Source organism: uncultured Kordia sp. (genome assembly GCF_947496985.1).
Taxonomy (GTDB): Bacteria; Bacteroidota; Bacteroidia; order Flavobacteriales; family Flavobacteriaceae; genus Kordia.
Genome location: NZ_CANMEZ010000004.1, coordinates 422,025 through 442,831 on the forward strand (window position 1 = coordinate 422,025; position 20,807 = coordinate 442,831).

Annotated in this window: 17 protein-coding genes; 9 read left to right on the top strand and 8 right to left on the bottom strand. The window is 31.8% G+C overall.

Features of this window, described 5'->3' with window-relative positions; all coding sequences use genetic code 11:
• Window positions 1–4 precede the first annotated feature (4 nt).
• Genes Q0828_RS13110 through Q0828_RS13135 form a run of 6 tightly spaced genes read right to left on the bottom strand, consistent with a single transcriptional unit; the run spans window position 5 to window position 6,857 of the window.
• On the bottom strand, window positions 5–382 hold the full coding sequence (locus Q0828_RS13110) for a hypothetical protein (protein WP_298421583.1): 378 nt from the start codon (window positions 380–382) through the stop codon (window positions 5–7).
• A gap of 1 nt (window position 383) precedes the next feature.
• The gene (locus Q0828_RS13115) at window positions 384–533 is read right to left on the bottom strand and encodes a DUF5989 family protein (RefSeq protein ID WP_173427043.1); all 150 of its coding nucleotides are present in this window, start codon (window positions 531–533) and stop codon (window positions 384–386) included.
• Window positions 534–540: 7 nt separating this feature from the next.
• Window positions 541–1,680, bottom strand: coding sequence for an SGNH/GDSL hydrolase family protein (locus tag Q0828_RS13120; protein WP_298421588.1), 1,140 nt, complete (start codon window positions 1,678–1,680; stop codon window positions 541–543).
• 5 nt (window positions 1,681–1,685) lie between these two features.
• Window positions 1,686–3,545, bottom strand: coding sequence for a carbamoyltransferase (locus Q0828_RS13125; protein ID WP_298421591.1), 1,860 nt, complete (start codon window positions 3,543–3,545; stop codon window positions 1,686–1,688).
• A 53-nt stretch (window positions 3,546–3,598) separates the two neighbouring features.
• A complete protein-coding gene (locus Q0828_RS13130) occupies window positions 3,599–6,052 on the bottom strand; it encodes a tyrosine-protein kinase (RefSeq protein ID WP_298421594.1) in 2,454 nt (817 codons plus the stop codon).
• 4 nt (window positions 6,053–6,056) lie between these two features.
• Window positions 6,057–6,857 (bottom strand): polysaccharide biosynthesis/export family protein, encoded by an 801-nt coding sequence (locus tag Q0828_RS13135; RefSeq protein WP_298421597.1) that lies wholly within the window; start codon window positions 6,855–6,857, stop codon window positions 6,057–6,059.
• Window positions 6,858–6,969: 112 nt separating this feature from the next.
• On the opposite strand from Q0828_RS13135, the gene Q0828_RS13140 reads away from it, so the two are divergent.
• From Q0828_RS13140 to Q0828_RS13175, 8 genes are all read left to right on the top strand, one after another.
• Window positions 6,970–8,832, top strand: a complete 1,863-nt coding sequence (locus Q0828_RS13140) for an ABC-F family ATP-binding cassette domain-containing protein (protein WP_298421602.1) — start codon at window positions 6,970–6,972, stop codon at window positions 8,830–8,832.
• A 3-nt stretch (window positions 8,833–8,835) separates the two neighbouring features.
• The gene (locus Q0828_RS13145; RefSeq protein WP_298421604.1) at window positions 8,836–9,600 is read left to right on the top strand and encodes a class I SAM-dependent methyltransferase; all 765 of its coding nucleotides are present in this window, start codon (window positions 8,836–8,838) and stop codon (window positions 9,598–9,600) included.
• A gap of 167 nt (window positions 9,601–9,767) precedes the next feature.
• Complete coding sequence (locus Q0828_RS13150; protein ID WP_298421607.1) at window positions 9,768–10,580, top strand: class I SAM-dependent methyltransferase; 813 nt, start codon at window positions 9,768–9,770, stop codon at window positions 10,578–10,580.
• 270 nt (window positions 10,581–10,850) lie between these two features.
• Entirely contained in the window at window positions 10,851–11,426 is a 576-nt protein-coding gene (locus Q0828_RS13155) for a cob(I)yrinic acid a,c-diamide adenosyltransferase (RefSeq protein ID WP_298421610.1), read from the top strand.
• Window positions 11,427–11,554: 128 nt separating this feature from the next.
• Window positions 11,555–11,776 (top strand): DUF2795 domain-containing protein, encoded by a 222-nt coding sequence (locus Q0828_RS13160; protein ID WP_046755590.1) that lies wholly within the window; start codon window positions 11,555–11,557, stop codon window positions 11,774–11,776.
• 71 nt (window positions 11,777–11,847) lie between these two features.
• Window positions 11,848–15,216, top strand: a complete 3,369-nt coding sequence (gene secA / locus Q0828_RS13165; protein WP_298421619.1) for a preprotein translocase subunit SecA — start codon at window positions 11,848–11,850, stop codon at window positions 15,214–15,216.
• A 531-nt stretch (window positions 15,217–15,747) separates the two neighbouring features.
• Window positions 15,748–16,665: a hypothetical protein gene (locus Q0828_RS13170; protein WP_298421622.1), complete on the top strand. Its 918-nt coding sequence runs from the start codon at window positions 15,748–15,750 to the stop codon at window positions 16,663–16,665.
• A 30-nt stretch (window positions 16,666–16,695) separates the two neighbouring features.
• On the top strand, window positions 16,696–18,873 hold the full coding sequence (locus Q0828_RS13175; RefSeq protein WP_298421626.1) for a S8 family serine peptidase: 2,178 nt from the start codon (window positions 16,696–16,698) through the stop codon (window positions 18,871–18,873).
• A gap of 112 nt (window positions 18,874–18,985) precedes the next feature.
• On the opposite strand, the gene Q0828_RS13180 is transcribed toward Q0828_RS13175, so the two are convergent.
• Complete coding sequence (locus tag Q0828_RS13180) at window positions 18,986–19,378, bottom strand: hypothetical protein (RefSeq protein WP_298421629.1); 393 nt, start codon at window positions 19,376–19,378, stop codon at window positions 18,986–18,988.
• A complete protein-coding gene (locus Q0828_RS13185; protein ID WP_298421631.1) occupies window positions 19,362–19,946 on the bottom strand; it encodes a sigma-70 family RNA polymerase sigma factor in 585 nt (194 codons plus the stop codon). Before Q0828_RS13185 ends, Q0828_RS13180 begins: the two co-directional genes overlap by 17 nt.
• Before the next feature lie 418 nt (window positions 19,947–20,364).
• Here Q0828_RS13185 and Q0828_RS13190 point away from each other — a divergent pair, with 418 nt between their 5' ends.
• The gene (locus Q0828_RS13190; protein WP_298421633.1) at window positions 20,365–20,718 is read left to right on the top strand and encodes a DUF6249 domain-containing protein; all 354 of its coding nucleotides are present in this window, start codon (window positions 20,365–20,367) and stop codon (window positions 20,716–20,718) included.
• Window positions 20,719–20,807: the final 89 nt, after the last annotated feature.

Sequence of the window (20,807 nt, forward strand, 5' to 3'; positions counted from 1 at the left end):
ATGGTTACCAAATGTTTTCTAAATCTTTTTTTGAGTAGGTATGATTTCGTTCTACAAATGTAGTGTTAGAATCGTGTTTCAGTTTTAGATTGTTTTTTGAGAATATACGCGATAAGATTCCAAATGGCGTCAAAAAGATAAAAAACACAACTGATAAGATGATTTTTGTATTAATCCATCCTAAAACTAGTGCAATTTTTTCCCAAATCCAGACAACTAAACGTTCTAATGGAGGAATAAACGATGCTACACCAACTCCTAAAGCAATGTACCGTACAGCATTGGCTGCATCTATTTTTACATAATGAAACTCTAGAATAGCTGAGATTATTAAAAATCCAGCCACGATTACTAATATAACTTTCGTATTACTTTCTTTCATACTAGAATAGTGTGTAAATGAATGGTGCTATTGCTGATCCTCCTCCTAAAACTAGGATAACTCCTAGCAATAGTAATACAATGATCATTGGCAATAACCAGAATTTTTTTCGTTCTTTTAAGAAGTTAAATATATCTTTCAAGAATTCCATATGATAGTTATTTTGTGTCTTTTATAAATTTAGCTAGTTCTTCTCCCATTTTTTTGTTTCCTGCCGGATTAAAATGACAATCATCATATAAATAGGTACTAGTTTTTGAAATGATAGAATCTGTTTTAAATACTGGAATGTTAAATTTTACACTTTCATTTACAGTAATCATATTGATACTATCTACTTTTTGCTGCAACTTTTCTGCATTGTAACGAATGCCTCCGCGAGACGTCATCCAATGCCATTTTTTTAAGGCTTTTTCACTCGTATCCCAAGTCACTACTTGCGTCGCAAATATAAGCTTTATATCATTAGCTTGACATATACCTATAAGTGATTTTATTTTATTCACATAATTACCATAATCTACTGTAGGTAATTTATTTTCAATCAGTCTCGCTTGCGTTTTCGCTGCTTTTTTTGCATATTTTGATTGAATTCCAATGGTTTCTAAATTTTCATCTTCGCTTTTAAACGCATAAAATAAACGTCTTGGAATTTGAAATTCATACATAAATATACCCAACATTTTTCGGAAACCAATTTCTTCTTTTTTCTGCTTTGTTATATTATATTTTAAGGGATTATCATCTAACATTAGCCTGGTAACATCATTAACTCCACAAAACACAATTACTTCATCAGGTTGTAAATGCACAATTCTATGCACTAACATAGCTACATGATCTTGGATGTTATCACCAGATTTACCTGCATTGTATACTTTTACAATTTTATTTTGATAGTTTTCACGATTTAAATTTTCTTGCAAAACCTGCGTCCAAACATCTTTATCATCTACATATAGATTTTCTGTAGAACTTCCTCCTATTGCAAATATTCTATATTCACTATTTGGTTTAGGCATTTTTAAATCTTCTCCACGAAAACCATAGTTATTAATCGTAAAGTCGGTAACTTCTTTATAGTTTTCAAATCCTAACAATCCATCTTCTGTAGAGAATTGCAGTTTCATATTTCGATCAAACTGCGATTCTATATACATGTTACCAATTGTTGGAAAAAACATATTTTTCTTAGCATTCTCATACGGATCTGACACTGGAAAAAACCACAACAAAGCTTCCACTAATACTAAAAGTACTAGTAAAACAATGAGATTATATTTTATCGTTTTCCACACAATAATTAGTCTAATAAAAATTCTTCTTTCCAATCATCAGGATCGTCCCAACTTTGCTGTTCTTCTTTTTTATATACGTAATTCCCAATAACTAAATAGTCCATTTCTGTACGCATGAAACAACGATATGCATCATCTGGCGTACAAACTATTGGTTCGCCCCGAACATTAAAACTCGTGTTTACAACTACTCCAACATTTGTGATTTTTTTGAACTCATTAATCAATTCCCAATATTCAGCATTGGTTTCTTTGTGAACTGTTTGAATTCTCCCAGAGAAATCAATATGTGTAATTGCTGGTAATGATGAACGCTCTACATATAGTTTTTCACGAATTGGTAATTCATGATAATTTACAGGAACTTCATTTTTTATTTTTGAGTGAATTTTATGTACCAACAACATATATGGCGAAATTCCTTTATAATCGAAAAATTCGTTTACATCTTCTGACAATACTGATGGCGCAAATGGTCTGAATGATTCTCTATATTTAATTTTTAGGTTTAGTTTTTTCTGCATTTCTGGATTTCGGGCATCTCCTAAAATACTTCTTCTCCCTAAAGCTCTTGGTCCAAATTCCATACGTCCTTGCATCCAACCTATTGCATTTCCTTCTGAAATATATTTTGCTACTTCTTTTGTTAATTCATTAAAATTAGAAAAATGCGTAGCTTTTGCATTGTATTTTCTATTGATATTTTCAACATCTAAATCTGAGAATTCAGGACCTAAATACGAACCTTTCATGGCGTCATTTGAAACTATTTCTCGTTCTTGCTCGAAATATAGATAATTTGCAGTTAATGCAGCTCCTAAAGCACCACCAGCATCTCCTGCTGCAGGTTGAATGAATATCTCTTTAAATATATTTTCGTTTTGGAGTTTTCCGTTTGCAACACAATTCAATGCAACTCCACCTGCCATACATAAATAGTCAGCTCCGGTAATTTCTTTAGCATGTTTCGCTAATTTGATAATAATTTCCTCTGTTACTTCTTGTATTGCTAGGCCTAAATCAGAATGTTGTTGTTCAAATTCAGATTCAGACGTTCGTCTTGGAAAACCAAATAGCACTTCCCATTTATCATCATATACCATGCGCAAACCAACCGCATAGTTAAAGTATTTCTGATCTAACCAAATAGAACCATCTTCATTTATCTTGATTAGTTTGGTTTTAATGATTTCTTTAAATTTTTGCACACGTTCTGAATTCGGGTTTCCATATGGCGCTAACCCCATAAGCTTGTATTCTCCTGAATTCACTTTAAATCCTAAGAAATAAGTAAATGCTGAATATAATAATCCGACTGAGTGCGGAAATTGCAATTCTTTCAACATTGTAATATTTTCTCCATCACCCAAACTAATAGAAGCTGTAGCCCATTCTCCTACTCCATCCAAAGTTAAAATTGCTGCTTTTTTATATGGAGAAGGATAAAAAGCACTTGCTGCGTGTGACAAGTGATGTTCTGGAAAAAGTAGTTTTAGTTTTTTCTTATCATATGAGTGAATTTCTTTTAACTCATCTTTAATTAGTTTCTTTAAAAACATTTTTTCCTTTAACCATACGGGAATTGCAGTAATGAATGAAGCAACACCTTTTGGCGAAAAACCATAATAGGTTTCTAACAATCGCTCAAATTTCAATAATGGTTTGTCATAAAAAACAACCGCATCTAATTGATCTATTGTTTTTCCAACGTGTTCTAAACAGTAACGTACTGCATTTGTTGGAAACGCAGGATCGTGTTTCTTACGTGTGAAACGTTCTTCTTGCGCAGCAGCCATAATTTTCCCATCTTGAACAATTGCTGCGGCAGAGTCGTGGTAAAATGCGGATATTCCTAATATCGTCATAATCGCTTTATTCCGAAATGCATTACACATTCCTTAATTTGGGGTTGTCTAGTTTAACTTTTTTTGAACAGATTTTTCAATCTAGTCATAAATGACTTTCGTTCATCTTCATGATAACCATTTCCATAGTTTCCATAACCGTAGCCGTATCCATAACCATATCCGTAACTATATCCATATTTGGCTTTTTGACGGAAATCATTTAATACAAAGCTTATATTTGTTATTTCTTTTTTCTTGTACTTTTCATTAATGACATTCAGCATTGCCTTTTTAGTGTATTCTTGTCGAACCAAATACATTGTTGCATCTGCATATTTTATTAAATCTACAGCATCAGAAACCAATCCTAAAGGTGGCGTATCCAAAATAACATAATCATAACTTTCATGAAGTTCTTCCATGAATTTATCCATTTGTGAACTGATTAATAATTCTGAAGGATTTGGCGGAATTGGTCCAGAAGTAATTACATCTAAATTTTCATATCCTGTAGACTGCACAACTTCCTGTAATGTTTTTTGACCAATTAAGTAGTTTACGGCACCAAAATCGTTTGTAATTCCAAAATCATCAAATATCTTAGGTTTACGCAAATCCAGTCCAACTAAAACTGTCTTTTTTCCCATTAAGGAAAAAACAGAAGACACATTTATTGAGCAAAAGGTTTTTCCTTCTCCACTGACTGAAGAAGTTACCATAATTGTTTTTGTTTTATTTATATCTAAATCCTTATAGATATATTGTAGACTCGATCGAATTCCTCTAAAAGATTCCGCCACAGATGACTTAGGGCTATTAAATACAGCTAAATTATTAGCAACTTTACTTCTTCCTATAATTCCAAGAATTGGAATAGTTGAGTTAGATTTTAAATCGTCTGGAGTATGAATATTAGTATCAAGAATTGTTGTCAAAAAAACAAATAAAGCAGGAAGTAATAATGCTATAAAAAGTGCTATGGAGTAATTTTTTTGTGTATCAGGAGCTATTGCTGCTTGCCCAAGATCACGTGCTCTATCAATCACCTTAATATCAGAAACGTTAGATGCTTTAGCAATTCCAGCTTCATTCCGTTTTGTAAGCAACATTGTATATGAAGCCTGACTTATTTCATAACTACGTTGTATGTTGAATAATTCTTGTTCTTCAGCAGGTAATTTTCTAAATTCTGCTTGCGCTCTAGCTGTTCTAGATCTCACATCTTGCTGATTTAACTCAATAGATGTTTTTTCTGTAATAATACTTTCTAACAACACGTTTTTTGTTGCTTCTATAGATCGATCAATATCTTTTAAAAAAATTGGATTCTTGGTTGTTTTTGCTCGCTGTGCCCTTGTAACTGAAAGATTTACAATTTTAGTAACTCCTTGTATAATGTTTTGATTTGTAATACCTGATGAAGCTGGCGCTGGTAAATTTGAATAATCTTCTGCGTTAATTAAATAATTTTTTAAAAGTTCGCAGTATCGTAATTTTAAATTTAAGCCACTTATCTGATCATCATAACTACTTAACTTTGTAAATAAAGCATCTCCTTCTGCTGAAGGATTTAAAACCTGATTTCGTTGTTTAAACTCTCTAATTCTATCTTCTTCGGATTCTAATGAATCTTTTACACCCACCATCATTTTATCAATAAAAGCAATCGTATTAACTGCAAATTGATTCTTTTGCTCTAACTGTTTTTCTCTTAAAACATCTGCAGTAGCATTTAAATAATCGGCTAAAATTTCTCTATTCGGCCCAACAAGACTCAATACCAATAATGAAGCTCCTTTTGTTTTTAGAAAAACATTTATGTTTTTATACTTATTTACCTCAGATTTAATTGAAGAAAAACGCAGATAGTAATCCTGTCCGGTATTCCACTTTATTTCTGGAATTTTTATTAACTTAAACTTTAAAAACGGTAGTAAAACTGTATCATTAATATTATACGACTCTTTAAACTCCTTAGATATAACTGATTCTCTAGAAATTTCATTTGCTGTATAATTAATTACATTAAATGTCGTTTTGTCTTCAAAATCAAAAGAAAGTTCATATGAATTATCATCAATAAATTTTATTTTGATTATCTGATCAATCATTTGGTTATGAAGTTCATCTAATTCTACTCTAAATGGAGCTTTTTTATATATATCTTCATATCTATACTCGCCTTTTCGTAAGTAATGAATATATGACTGTAGTAAACTAACAATTTCTTCATTATGAGATCTAGATTCAAGAATAATTTTGATGGTTTCAATTTTATCGCTAGTTCCTCCCCAATTAAATACTAAACTAGTATTTGCAGAAAAGAAAGGGTTTTGCTCTTCTTTAATTGAAATTAAACTCTCAACATTATAAATTCGTTGTAATCTTTTATTGTAGAAATATGTAATCACAAAAGCAATTCCCATAGTAATTACGAAAAGATACCAATAACTCAATGCTCGTAATGCAAATGCTTTTATATCAAAAGAATTTTGCGATACTGATTCTTCGAATTCCTCTTCCATGTGGCTATAAATTTCTAGATAATATTATAATACTTGTTACCAACGACAAAACGGTAACAACAGTAGTAATAGACTGCACTAATGTTGTTCCAGTTCCTAATGATTTCTGTTTTAATGGTTTTACATAAATCATATCATTAGGTTTTATGTAATAATAAGGAGAATTAAATGCCTCTGCACTCGTTAAATCTATATGGTGTATTTTTTGACCTTGCGGATACTGACGTATCACCAATACATCTTTTCTATTTCCAAGAGTACTTATATCTCCTCCACTTGCTAAGGCTTCTATAATATTTACTCGATCTTGGTATAAAGTATAAATTCCAGTACTTCCGACTTCACCAGTTACTGTAAATCTTAAACCAGCAAGTTTTATTACCACAAAAATATTTGCCTCTTCTGTAAAATACTCATCTAATAACTTTTCACGGACTATCTTACTTATTTCATCCGTAGTATATCCTAAAACATTAAGCTCTCCAATAAGTGGGATTTTTATATTTCCATGCATATCAACAGTAAAACCATTGTAATACAATCCTTGTTCTGATTGTGCTGCATTTGCATTATCATTAGTACTAGGTTGAAACATTTCTGTTAATTTCGGATCTGAAGATTTGATGTTTATCGATAATAAATCACCAATTTGAAGCTTATATGGTTTCTGGTTAACCTTAATACTTTGCTGTATGAGTTCCTTATCTTTTTCTTTATCACCAAAGTAAGTAAGTTCTTTGTTTGTTACACAAGAAGACAGGAAACATAATAAAAGTAGAATAGATATTGAGGCTTTCAATTTCATTAAAAAAAATCTATTTGTTCAATTAGCAAATATAACTTTTACGCATTAATAATAAAATTCTATGCAAGATATATGATCTTTTTATTTTTAATTTGTAAAAAATATCAATAAAGTGAATTATTTATCCGTTGAAAATATCTCTAAATCTTTTGGAGAACGTGTATTATTTGAAAATATATCTTTTGGAATCAACAAAGATCAAAAGGTAGCTTTCATTGCAAAGAATGGTACCGGAAAAACATCATTACTCAATATCATTACTGGCAGAGAAGAATCTGATAGCGGACAAATTATTTCGCGAAAAGGAATTCACATGGCATTTCTTTCTCAAAATGAAAATTTAGATCCAAACCTTACAATAGAAGAAACCATTTTTGCTTCCGAAAATCCTATTTTGGATATTATTCATAATTATGAAAAAGCATTATTAAATCCTGATGATACAGAAGCGTATCAAAAAGCATTTGAAAAAATGGACGCACATAATGCTTGGGATTTTGAAACACAATACAAACAAATTCTATTTAAGCTAAAGCTGGAAAATCTTTCTCAGAAAGTTAGCAACTTGTCTGGAGGACAGAAAAAAAGGTTGGGCTTAGCAACGGTTCTTATCAATAGACCTGATTTATTAATTTTAGATGAGCCTACAAACCATCTAGATTTAGAGATGATTGAATGGTTAGAAGAATATTTCAAAAAAGAAAGTATAACGTTATTCATGGTAACGCACGATCGCTACTTTTTAGAACGTGTATGTAATGAAATTGTAGAGCTTGAAAATGGTCAATTATACAATTATAAAGGAAGCTATTCTTATTATTTAGATAAAAAAGAAGCACGTGTTCAATCTGAACAAGCTTCTGTAGAAAAAGCTAAAAACTTATACAAAAAAGAACTCGATTGGATGCGTCGTCAACCAAAAGCACGTACAACAAAATCGAAATCTAGAATTGATGATTTTTACGACATTAAAGAAAAAGCACACAAACGTCGTAACGAACATGAAGTGCAATTGGAAATCAACATGGAACGTATGGGAAGTAAGATTCTTGAGTTGCATAATATTTCCAAATCATTCCAAGACAAAGTATTGTTAGATAAATTCGAATATGTATTCAAACGCGGCGAGCGTATTGGAATTATTGGAAAAAACGGAACTGGGAAATCTACGTTTCTAAATATGATTACAGGAGCGTTAAAGCCTGACGCCGGAAAAGTAATCGTAGGAGAAACTATTAAATTTGGATATTATACGCAAAGCGGAATCAACCCGAAAGAAGGTCAGAAAGTAATTGACATTATTAAAGAATATGGAGAATATATTCCGTTAAAGAAAGGTCGTTTAATTTCTGCTGCACAATTATTAGAACGCTTCTTATTCGACAGAAAGCGTCAGTATGATTTTGTAGAAAAACTCTCTGGAGGAGAATTGAAACGCTTATATTTATGTACAGTTTTGATTCAAAACCCTAACTTCTTGATTCTGGATGAACCTACAAACGATTTGGATATTGTTACATTAAATGTATTAGAAAGTTTTCTACTCGATTTCCCTGGTTGTTTACTAGTTGTTTCACATGATAGATACTTTATGGATAAAATTGTTGATCACCTATTTATCTTTAGAGGAAATGGCCTGATTGAAGATTTTCCTGGGAATTACACTGATTTTAGAGTATATGAAGATAGTATTGTTCCAGATACGAAGACTTCTATAGAGAAAAAAGAAAAAAAATCGTGGCGACAAGACGATAGCGAAAAACTAAGCTATAATGAGCAGAAAGAATACAAACGTTTAGAAAAAGACATTCAACGTTTAGAAGAAGAAAAAGATAAACTTGAACAATTGTTTGTTACTAGCGAATTATCACAAGACGAAATTCAAGAGAAATCATTAGAATTGCAGAAAATCATCAATGAATCTGAAGAAAAAACAGAGCGTTGGTTTGAATTGGCTTCCAAAATAGAAGAATAAACTATGTGGTATCAAATTCTTTCGTATTTTAAATTCTTAGCAAAATCAACCAATGAGCACGGTGTACATTCTCCATTTGTGTATGATTTGGTGACAAAATGTTTTTACGATACAAAATCGAAGGAAATTTATAATACTATTGATAGTTACCGGAAAGAGTTGCTTCAAAATGATAATACTATTGAAATTACAGATTTTGGAGCAGGAAGTAGAGTATTCTCATCCAATACAAGAAAAATCTCAGCAATAGCTAAAAATGCAGGAATTACACCAAAAAGAGCAAAACTATTAGCACGCTTAATTCCTTATTTAGATATAAAAAAATGCCTTGAATTAGGAACTTCTTTAGGAATTGCTACTATTGCTATGAAAGAAGCAACGACTATTGATACGCTTGAAGGCTGTCCTGAAACAGCAACTATCGCACAAAAACAACTTAAAAAATACCAAGCAAAAAACATTAAGATTCATATTGATGAATTTCAAAAAACATTTCCAAAAATCGCAGACAAAACCTATGACTTAATCTACTTTGATGGAAATCATCAAAAAGAAGCAACACTCTCCTACTTTAATCAATTACTAAACAACATACATAACGATTCGGTTTTTATATTTGATGATATTCATTGGAGTAAGGAAATGATAGAAGCTTGGGAAAGTATTAAAAACCACTCAAAAGTTACCGTAACTATTGATACGTTTTTTTGGGGATTTGTTTTCTTTAGAAAAGAACAGGCAAAGGAACATTTTGTAATAAGACTGTAAGTTGAACGCGCTAACACTTATTTCATTAATTTGCTAATACTACAAAGGACTCAGAAACCAAACTACCAACACCATAAAAGTAGAGTAACACTAAATATCAAACAAAAGAAGTAATTTAATGACAATTTTTGTTAATTTGCATTTCTCCCAATTAAAAACCTAATAAAGTGAGCAATACACAATTAGAAAAAGTATTAGAAGTCAACAAAAGACAGAAAGAATTCTACAATACAAAAAAGAAGAATTTTGCGACTAAAATTTGGTCGTATATGCGAAATAAATTGCTTTCTGATTTTAGAAAAGAATTAAAAATCAGTGAACAAGTTTATGACAGACATAAAGTTTGGTTAGGTGATTTATCAGATAAAAAAGTATTGGATTTAGGATGTTTTGCTGGAAATTACTTAAGTTTATATTTAGCTGAAAATGCTAAAAGCTACTTAGGAATTGACTTAAGTGATGAAGCAATTGCAAAACTGAATGAACGCTTGAAAGATTTACCAAATGCAGAAGCAAAAGAAGTTGATTTTTTATCGCCTGATTTTAAAGAAAAAGACTTTGATATTATCTATGCTTACGGGGTTTTACATCACTTTGAGAGTTTAGACATGTTATTTGATAAACTACAAGAAAAGTTAGCGCCAAACGGACAATTAATTTCATACGATCCGTTAAAAACTAGTTGGCCGTTAAAAGTAATTAGAGCAATATACAGACCTTTTCAGTCTGATGCTGATTGGGAATGGCCTTTTTCAAAGAAAACTGTTCAACGTTTTCACAAGGAATTCAATGTAATAGAGCGTCATGGAATCTTAGGTTCATCCAAATGGGCCTTCTTTCTAAACTTAATTCCAATTGGTTCAAAAAAGAAATTAAATTATATTAAAAAATTGCATCAAAAAGATTGGGAGAAATCGCAAACTAATGAGCATCAATTATACACTTGCATGCATCTAACAATGCACATGCAGAAAAAATAAACATACTATGTTACTTTGGGTTTTTATAATTGTAAGTATCGTGTTTCCTTTACTATTACTAAATAACAAAAGGAACAAGAATAAACTGTATAATCGTAAAGGAAGAAATTTCAGGGATAACTATTACGAAAAGAAAAAAGAAAAGGAGAATGATTAGTTTGAAGCTTCTTGTTGCACTTGTTATAGGTGGCATTTTTGTTTACATAAAAAACAAGAAAACTAAAAAGCGATTACAAAATCATTTTAAAGAAAAGCTAGAAAAGGAAAAAGATGAAAGTATACACTAAAACTGGAGATAAAGGAACTACTGCACTATTTGGTGGTACGCGTGTTCCCAAGCATCATATCCGAATTGATAGTTATGGTACAGTTGACGAATTGAATTCATACATTGGTCTTATAAGAGATCAAGAAATTAATCCGCATTATCAAAATGTATTAATGGATATTCAAGATTTGTTATTTACAGTTGGTGCCGTGTTGGCTACTGATCCTGAAAAGGCAACTTTAAAAAACGGGAAAGATCGTTTAAATATTCCAAAAATTTCTGAAGATAATATTACCGCCTTAGAACGTGAAATGGATACGATGGATGCTGCTTTGCCACCAATGACACACTTTGTATTACCTGGCGGACACCAAACGGTGTCATTCTGTCACATTGCCCGCTGCGTATGTCGTAGAGCAGAACGCTTAGCATCAGCGCTTTACGAATTAGAGCCTTTTGATGAAAATTCATTAAAGTACTTAAACCGACTTTCTGACTACCTTTTTGTGTTGGCACGAAAATTGTCCAATGACTTACAAGCGAATGAAATAAAATGGATTCCTAAGAAGAATTCATAACTATTTAATTTTTAAGGAAATAGATGTTCTTTAAAAAACGTTCTTAAAAATAATGTGTAAATAATGATTTTTTTACTTGACTTTCTCATTTAAAAATTTATTTTTGCAAAAAAATAATATCTAAAAATATGTATTGGACATTAGAACTAGCATCTCATTTAAGTGATGCACCTTGGCCCGCTACAAAAGATGAGTTGATTGACTATGCAATTAGAACAGGAGCTCCTTTAGAGGTTGTGGAAAACCTACAATCCATTGAAGACGAAGGTGATTCCTATGAATCTATCGAAGAAATTTGGCCAGATTATCCTACAGATGATGATTATCTCTGGAATGAAGATGAATATTAAAACAAGTTAAACAAGGAAAAAGTCTCAATTTCGAGGCTTTTTTTTGGTTTAATATAAAACCAAAATAAACCATGAGTTTTTTAAATTCAATGTTGAAAATTTTTGTTGGAGACAAATCCAAGAAAGATATAAAAGGCTTACAGCCTATCATAAATAAAATTAAGTCGCACGAACAACAACTATCTCAGTTGTCTATTGACGAACTTAGAGCACGTACTATATACTTCAAATCGCAAATAGCAGAAGCATGTAAAGAAAATAATGCTCAAATAACTGCTTTAACAGAAGAAGCAGAATCAAGTTCAGATATTGAGCGTAAAGAAGATATTTATCAACAAATTGATAAACTTAGAGACGAAGAATACGAAATAACGGAAGGTGTATTACTAGAAATTTTACCAGAAGCATTTGCAGTGGTAAAAGAAACAGCAAAACGCTTTGCTCATAATAATGAACTTACCGTAAAAGCGACTCCATACGACAGAGAATTATCAGGAACAGTTGATTACATTACACTAGATGGTGATAATGCTATTTGGCAAAACTCTTGGGATGCAGCCGGAAAGCAAGTCACTTGGGATATGATTCACTATGACGTACAGCTAATCGGTGGTATTACAATGCATCAAGGTAAAATTGCCGAAATGCAAACAGGAGAAGGAAAAACGTTGGTAGCAACGCTTCCTGTATATTTAAATGCTTTAACTGGCAAAGGTGTGCATTTAGTAACCGTGAATGATTACTTAGCAAAACGTGATAGCGCTTGGATGGCTCCAATTTTCCAATTCCATGGATTTACAATTGATTGTATAGATTACCATCAACCAAACTCGGAAGCAAGAAGAAAGGCCTATGCTGCTGACATTACTTATGGTACAAATAATGAATTTGGTTTTGATTACTTGCGTGATAACATGTCGCATTCACCTAATGATTTAGTACAACGTCCACACAACTATGCTATTGTAGATGAGGTCGATTCTGTACTGGTTGATGATGCGCGTACACCATTAATTATCTCTGGACCAATTCCACAAGGAGATTTACATGAATTCAATGATTTAAAACCTAAAGTAGCCGAATTAGTAAGAACGCAACGCCAATACTTAACAGGTGTTTTAGCTGAAGCTAAAAAACTGATTAAAGAAGGCGATACCAAAGAAGGTGGTGTTTTGTTATTAAGAGTTTACAGAGGTTTACCAAAAAATAAAGCATTAATCAAGTTTTTAAGTGAAGAAGGTGTAAAACAATTACTCCAAAAAACAGAGAACTATTACATGCAAGACAACAATCGCGAAATGCACAAAATTGATGCAGAATTACTATTCGTGATTGAAGAGAAAAATAATCAAATTGATTTAACAGACAAAGGAGTTGAATATTTATCTAGCGGAAGCAATGACAAAGATTTCTTTGTTATGCCTGATATTGGAGGACAAATTGCCAAAATTGAAGCACAAGAATTAGAAAAAGACAAAGAAGTTGAACTAAAAGAAGAATTATTTAGAGACTTTGGAATCAAGAGTGAGCGTATTCATACAATGAGTCAATTACTAAAAGCCTATACCCTATTTGAAAAGGATGTAGAATATGTAGTAATGGATAACAAAGTAAAAATTGTTGATGAGCAAACTGGTCGTATTATGGATGGACGTCGATACTCTGACGGACTTCACCAAGCAATTGAAGCTAAAGAAAATGTAAAAATTGAAGATGCTACGCAAACATTCGCAACAGTAACTTTACAAAACTACTTTAGAATGTACCGTAAACTGTCTGGAATGACAGGTACGGCGGTTACGGAAGCTGGCGAATTATGGGAAATCTATAAACTTGACGTTGTAGAAATTCCAACAAACAGACCAATTGCTCGTAAAGACAAAGAAGATTTAATCTACAAAACAAAACGTGAAAAATATAATGCCATTATTGATGAGGTAACTGAATTGTCTAAACAAGGAAGACCTGTATTAATTGGTACTACTTCTGTAGAAATTTCGGAATTATTAGGAAGAATGCTTTCGATTCGAAAAATTCCACACAACGTATTAAATGCGAAATTACACCAACGAGAAGCTGATATTGTAGCCGAAGCTGGTATTCCAGGACAAGTTACTATTGCAACAAACATGGCAGGTCGTGGAACGGATATTAAGTTAAGTGATGAAGTAAAAGCAGCTGGAGGATTGGCAATTGTAGGTACGGAACGACATGATTCACGCCGTGTAGACAGACAGTTACGTGGTCGTTCTGGACGTCAAGGAGATCCAGGAAGTTCACAGTTCTATGTTTCTCTAGAAGATAACTTAATGCGTTTATTTGGTTCTGAAAGAGTTGCCAAAATGATGGATAGAATGGGATTGAAAGATGGTGAAGTAATTCAACATTCCATGATGACAAAATCTATTGAACGTGCTCAGAAAAAAGTAGAAGAAAACAACTTTGGAATTCGTAAGCGTTTATTAGAATATGATGATGTAATGAACGCACAACGTGAAGTTGTCTACAAACGTCGTAGACATGCATTACATGGAGAGCGTTTAAAAGTGGATATTTCGAATATGGTATATGATACTACCGAAATTATCACACAAACTAACAAAGCTGCAAATGATTATAAAAACTTCGAATTTGAGTTAATTCGCTACTTCTCTATTGCTAGTCCAGTATCAGAAGATGAGTTTACAAAAATGACCGAAGAAGAAATTATTGGAAAAGTATATACAGCAGCTTTTAAGAGCTATAATGAAAAAATGGAGAAAAACGCAGAAGCTGTTTTTCCTGTTATAAAAGATGTATATGAAAATCCTGAAAATAAATACGAACGTATTGTTGTTAAATTTACGGACGGTACTAAAGAATTAAATGTTGTAAGTGATTTAAAAGATGCATATGATTCTCAAGGAAAACAATTGGTAACTGATTTTGAAAAAAATATCTCATTAGCAATTATTGATGATGCTTGGAAAACACACTTACGTAAAATGGACGAATTGAAACAATCTGTTCAATTAGCAGTTCACGAGCAAAAAGATCCACTATTAATCTACAAATTTGAAGCATTCGAATTATTCAAAGAAGTGATTGATAAAGTAAATCGTGAAATTCTTTCTTTCTTATTCAAGGGAGAACTAGCAGATAATAATCCTGATCGTGTACGTGAGGCACGTGAGCAAAAACGTAAAAAAGATAACTATACAACTTCAAAAGAAGAAGTATTAAATAGTGATGAAAAAGCAGCAGCACAACGTCAAGCTATGCAACAATCACAGCAACAACGTCCACAAGTAACTGAAACAATTGTTCGTGATAAGCCAAAAATTGGTCGTAATGAACGTGTTACTATCAAAAACGTAATGACAGGTGAAAATAAAACTGTAAAATACAAACAAGCAGAGCCATTAATCGCAAAAGGTCAATGGGTAATTATTGAAGAATAATTACTATTTTCAGAATAGTATCTTAGTTTATTTTTTATAAAAAATAAAAAAACTAAGGCATTTGAGATTCTCTAAGTCTAGAATATATAAAAACTCTCATGGAAACATGGGAGTTTTTTTGTTTTAAATATAAATGCACCTAAAATATTTTGCTAAAAATTAAAAAACAATCAAATAAAATAAAAGCCTAAAATATTAAATGAAATACTATAATTTATCTGTCTTTAAGTTTCTAACTTGTTAAGATTAATTTCACATTATGATTTTCTTACAAAATAAAAACCTTACCAAAAAGAGCGTAACAATCTATTTTATAGATATTTAAACTAAAATAATTATTTTCAATAATTTAACAAAAACTAATAACCTACTAACTATATAGTCTTTTATTTACATAAAATACTATTTTTTTCTTAATAAAAAATACAAAAAACCATAAAACATAAAAGCTTATCTTCTTTAGCATGTAAGATATTTATATCTAGTTTTAGTCTGTAAATTAACCAATACACTAATTAAAACAATTTAATCATGAAAAAAGTTACACTATCAATCGTGTTACCATTATTACTATTTTTTACAGTAAATGTTCAATCACAAGTAAATGACAATGGTACAAATGTCGGAATCGGAACTACGGCTCCACCAGTAGCAGTAGGAACTGCTACCAATGTAAAACTAGATGTAGATGGCGGAGTGCGATCTGGAGTTAAGGGAGCTCAAATTGCACAAACGTATAGAGCTACATCTAATTATAGTAGTACAAACTCTACAACTACAGGTCATATTGGATACAATAGCAACTGGGCAGCTTCAAGTAATACCTTAGGTATGGCTAGTAGCATTACAGTATCTACAGCAAGATCATCTTTTCAAACTTCTAGCACAATGGCTGGTAGATTTATTACTGATTTAAGTGGAACAAGTGGATCTAATGCGCTACAAATTGCTGGAGTATATGGTAACTTAAAAGGTGCTTGGGCAGGAAATAACTCTGTAAATGGAGGTTTTGCAGCTGGAGTTGTAGGAGTTGATGAGATAAATGGAAACAACACTTTTGGTGGTTTCTTTAGAGGAAAAGGATATTTTTCTCAAAAATTATCTGTAGGAACGCTAAACATGCCAACTACTATTGGAGGCACAAACATAAGCAACTACAACTTATTTGTAGCTGGCGGAATCTTATCTGATGAAGTACGTGTACGTACAGGTTGGGCAGATTATGTTTTTGATGACAATTATGTATTAACTCCATTGATGGAAGTTGAAGCATATATTAATGAAAACAATCACTTACCAAACGTTCCATCTGCAGCTACTGTAGAAGAAGAAGGATTATCACTTGGAGAAATCACAAAAATTCAACAAGAAAAGATTGAAGAATTAATGTTGTATGTCATCATGCAAGAGAAAAGAATTCAGGCTTTAGAAGCAAAGATTAATAAGTAGTTTATAGTTTAATTTAAAACATATTAAATTATGAAACATATCAAAATAACAATTTTATTGTTTCTATTTGCTTTTGTTACTGTCTTTGGACAAACACGTGAAGAAATAGAGATTATAAAAGAAAAATCGAATATTCAAGAACTGAATATGCTTCAAGCACAATATGAAAGTGAATTTGAAGAACAGAAAAGAAATGTACTAGATTATGCTAGACAACAAGGATGGGAAATTTTTATTGAAAATGAAGATGGTTCTATAAGTGAACTCATGGGAATGACACGAGATAGAACACCTATATATTATAAAACGAGTAATGTAAATGCGTCTAAATCAAGTCGTGCAAACCATCTTAATTCTGGCGGAAGCCTTGGATTAAATTTAAATGGACAAAGCATGACAGCATATGTTTGGGATGGAGGTCCAGTTAGAACTTCACATCAAGAATATGGTTCTAGAGTAATGGTTGGCGATGGAGTTATTCCTTTAAATGGAAATAGTTTTCACTCCACACATGTTACAGGTACCATTGCTGCTGCAGGAGTTGTACCTGCTGCAAAAGGAATGGCAAACCAATCTAACGCTATTACAAACGACTGGAACAGTGATCTATCAGAAGCTAGCGCTGCAGCTGGAAATGGAATGTTACTTTCTAATCATTCATATGGAGCGCATCCAGCATTTTTACCAGATTGGCAGTTTGGAGCATATACAACGACTTCTAGAAATTGGGATAATATTATGTATAATGCACCTTTCTATCTAATGGTAAAAGCGGCAGGAAATGATGGCGTTAATAATTCATATAACGGAAATCCATTAAATGGAAATTCTACTTATGATAAACTAGGTCCAAGAGCTGCTGCCAAAAATGGTTTGGTAGTTGCCGCTACTAATGATGCTAATGTAAATACTAATGGAGATTTAATTAGTGTTAGCATTGCTAGTTTTAGTAGCCAAGGTCCAACAGACGACCTTAGAATAAAACCTGATATTGCTGGAAACGGTGTAAGCGTATACTCTACTTATGATAATAGTAACACAGCCTACAACTCTATTTCAGGAACTTCAATGGCAACACCAAGTGTAACAGGTTCTTTACTTTTATTACAGCAACATTATAAAAACTTGAATCCAAACTTCATGAAAGCTGCTACATTAAAAGGACTTGCACTTCATACTGCCGATGATGCAGGAGCATCTGGACCAGATGTTATTTTTGGATGGGGACTTATGAATACAAAAAGAGCTGCCGAAGTTATTACGGACGCATCTACAAGTTCCATTATTGAAGAAAATACATTAACATCTGGTGCTGTATACTCAACTACAGTAACATCTGATGGTGTAAATCCTTTAATAGCTTCTATTTCGTGGACAGATCCTGCTGGAACAGCAAATACAGGAACTGCAAATTTGACAACTCCAGTATTGGTAAACGATCTAGATATTAGAATTACTAAAGGAGGAACAACATATAATCCTTACAAACTAACGTCTATTACAACAAATACAACAGGAGATAATACTGTAGATCCGTATGAAAGAGTTGATGTAAATGGTGCTTCAGGTACATATACAATTACTATTACGCACAAAGGATCACTTGCTAGCAGTCAAAATTATTCTTTAATTGTTACTGGAATTGCAACAGCCAGTTGCCCACCAAACATTACTGTTGCTACTGATGTAACTACTGGAGTTGATAACAAAGAAGCTGATTTTACGATTACTGCAAATAATAGCATCTTTTCTGGAGCAGAAGCAACTTATCATGCTGGAGACGAAGTATTATTAGAAGCAGGTTTTGATGCTTTATCTGGTTCAAAATTTAGAGCATACATTGAAGGTTGTTCTGGTAATTTTGTAAATCGTGCTGTAGCGCAAAATACAGATAGACCAATTGTTCGATATAAAACAGACAGTACCGTATATGAAGACGATGATGCTAGTATTACAAGTAATGTCAATAGTTTTGAAGCCTATCCAAATCCAACACGAGATTTGTTAAACGTTCGACTTAAAGATCATTCCATCGCTGCAATTGAAGTATATAATATTAGTGGCTCAATGGTTTATACAAAAGCAATTAATCAAAAAGATCTAAATCAATACCAATTAGACCTTTCTAGCTTACAAGCTGGTATCTATATTGTTAAAATTAGAGATACACAAGATAGCGTATATATAAATAGAGTTATTAAACAATAAATTTTTTCTAAGTACCTAGTTTTATATCTGGCAAACTTTCGGGTTTGTCAGATATTTTTTTGCATAAATTTAGAATGAAATAAATCGTAGACTGAGACTCTCGAAGTCAAAATCAGTTTTCTAAACTTCTTGAAAAACGTTTACTAATAATATTTACTTGAATAATTACAAATACCAATAAAAAGAAGAAACAATAGGCGTACGTAACAGGAATATCAATTTTCATTTCATGTTTTTTAATCATCAAGCTTGATAAATCCCAATCGCCAAGAATAGAAAAACCAAGTGAAAAACGTGTTAACACGAAAGAAAATATTAAAAATAAAGCAACTATAATAAGCCAACCAACTTTGTTTATTAAAGGTTTATAGACTTTAATAGCGGTTTTTTCTTTGGAAACTTCTGCCATTACATTTGCTAAAAAATCTACAGAAGGACTTGCCAATCCAGCATCCTGAATGACTTCCTTTGTAAACTGATCTAATTTTTTATTTTCTGCTTCCATGACTCAAATATATAGGTTCTACGACATTTTTTAAAATATGATATAGTTTTTTTCTACTCCGGTGTAACTTTATTTTTACATTATCATAGGATATCTTAACAATTTCCGAGATTTCTTTTAATGATAATTCTTCAAAATAAAACAAAGTTAATAACACACGTTCTTCTTCTGGTAATTGCAATAATGCATTTTCAATAGTTTGTTTCTTCTCTTTTGCTTCCAAATAACTCATCGCATCTTGCATGACACCAATGTCAGCCTCATGAATTTCATCAATATGTTCTGATAAAACGACTCTTTTATTCTTTTTAATACAATCCAAACTTGTATTGTACACAATTCTATATAACCAGGTTGAAAATTTAGATGTTCCTTTAAAAGTATCCAATGCTTTATATGCTTTTACAAACGTATCTTGTGCAACTTCTTCCGCATCTTCCCTATTTCCAACCATACGTAACGCCAATGTAAACATCATATCCTTGTATTTATTTACAAGCATAGCATACGCATTCACATTTCCAGAGCGAATCTCTAGAATATAATCTTGGTCAGTTTTTTGAGTCATTTGTAGTTAAGACGATCACTTTTATAAAACGGTTACACTTTTATTAAAATAAATTTGATTTGAGTATTTGGGTGAAACCAAACTTTAAATTCAACAATTATTATAATATATACATTTTCGACTAAGTACATCTTCAACTTCAGTTACTAGTATTTTTTTCTTCATATAAATTCAAAATATAAGCTATTATACTTATAAGTTTCACTTTTTATTGACTCATTAATCAGCTTTACGAAAACTTCAGAATATCTTTTAAAGTCTATCAATACTAGTATCTCAGTATTCAATACTACAAGCATTTTCAATAAATCATTAAACTTTCAAAATAAAAAAAATACAATTTTCTGTAACCAAAACGAAAAAGGGTTCGTCATAATGGGCAAATACATAAAAACTAAATTCAAATAAATAATTTATTATGGGATCAGAAGTAATTATAGTGCCAGCAATTTTCGGAGTAATTTTTGGAATCTACTATTTGTATATTTCATCAAGAAATAAAGAACGTTTAGCACTTATAGAAAAAGGTGCAGATGCATCTATCTTTTTCAATTCAAAAAAATCATTAACTCCAACTTGGAAAGTACTAGTCCTAAACTTTGCTGTTTTAATGATGGGAATTGGACTAGGTATTTTCATTGGAAACATGATGCACAGCGTATTTCATTTACCTGAAGAAGTTGCGTACCCAGGAACAATTTTCTTAGTTGGTGGAATTTCCTTATTTACTGGTTTCTTTGTAACAAAAAAATTAGTAGAAAAAGAGCATTAATTTCATTTCATCATCAAGAAACACAGTTAGTTAATCTGACAAAACGATTGTTAATTCTCGAATTGGCAGTCGTTTTGCTATTTAAAATC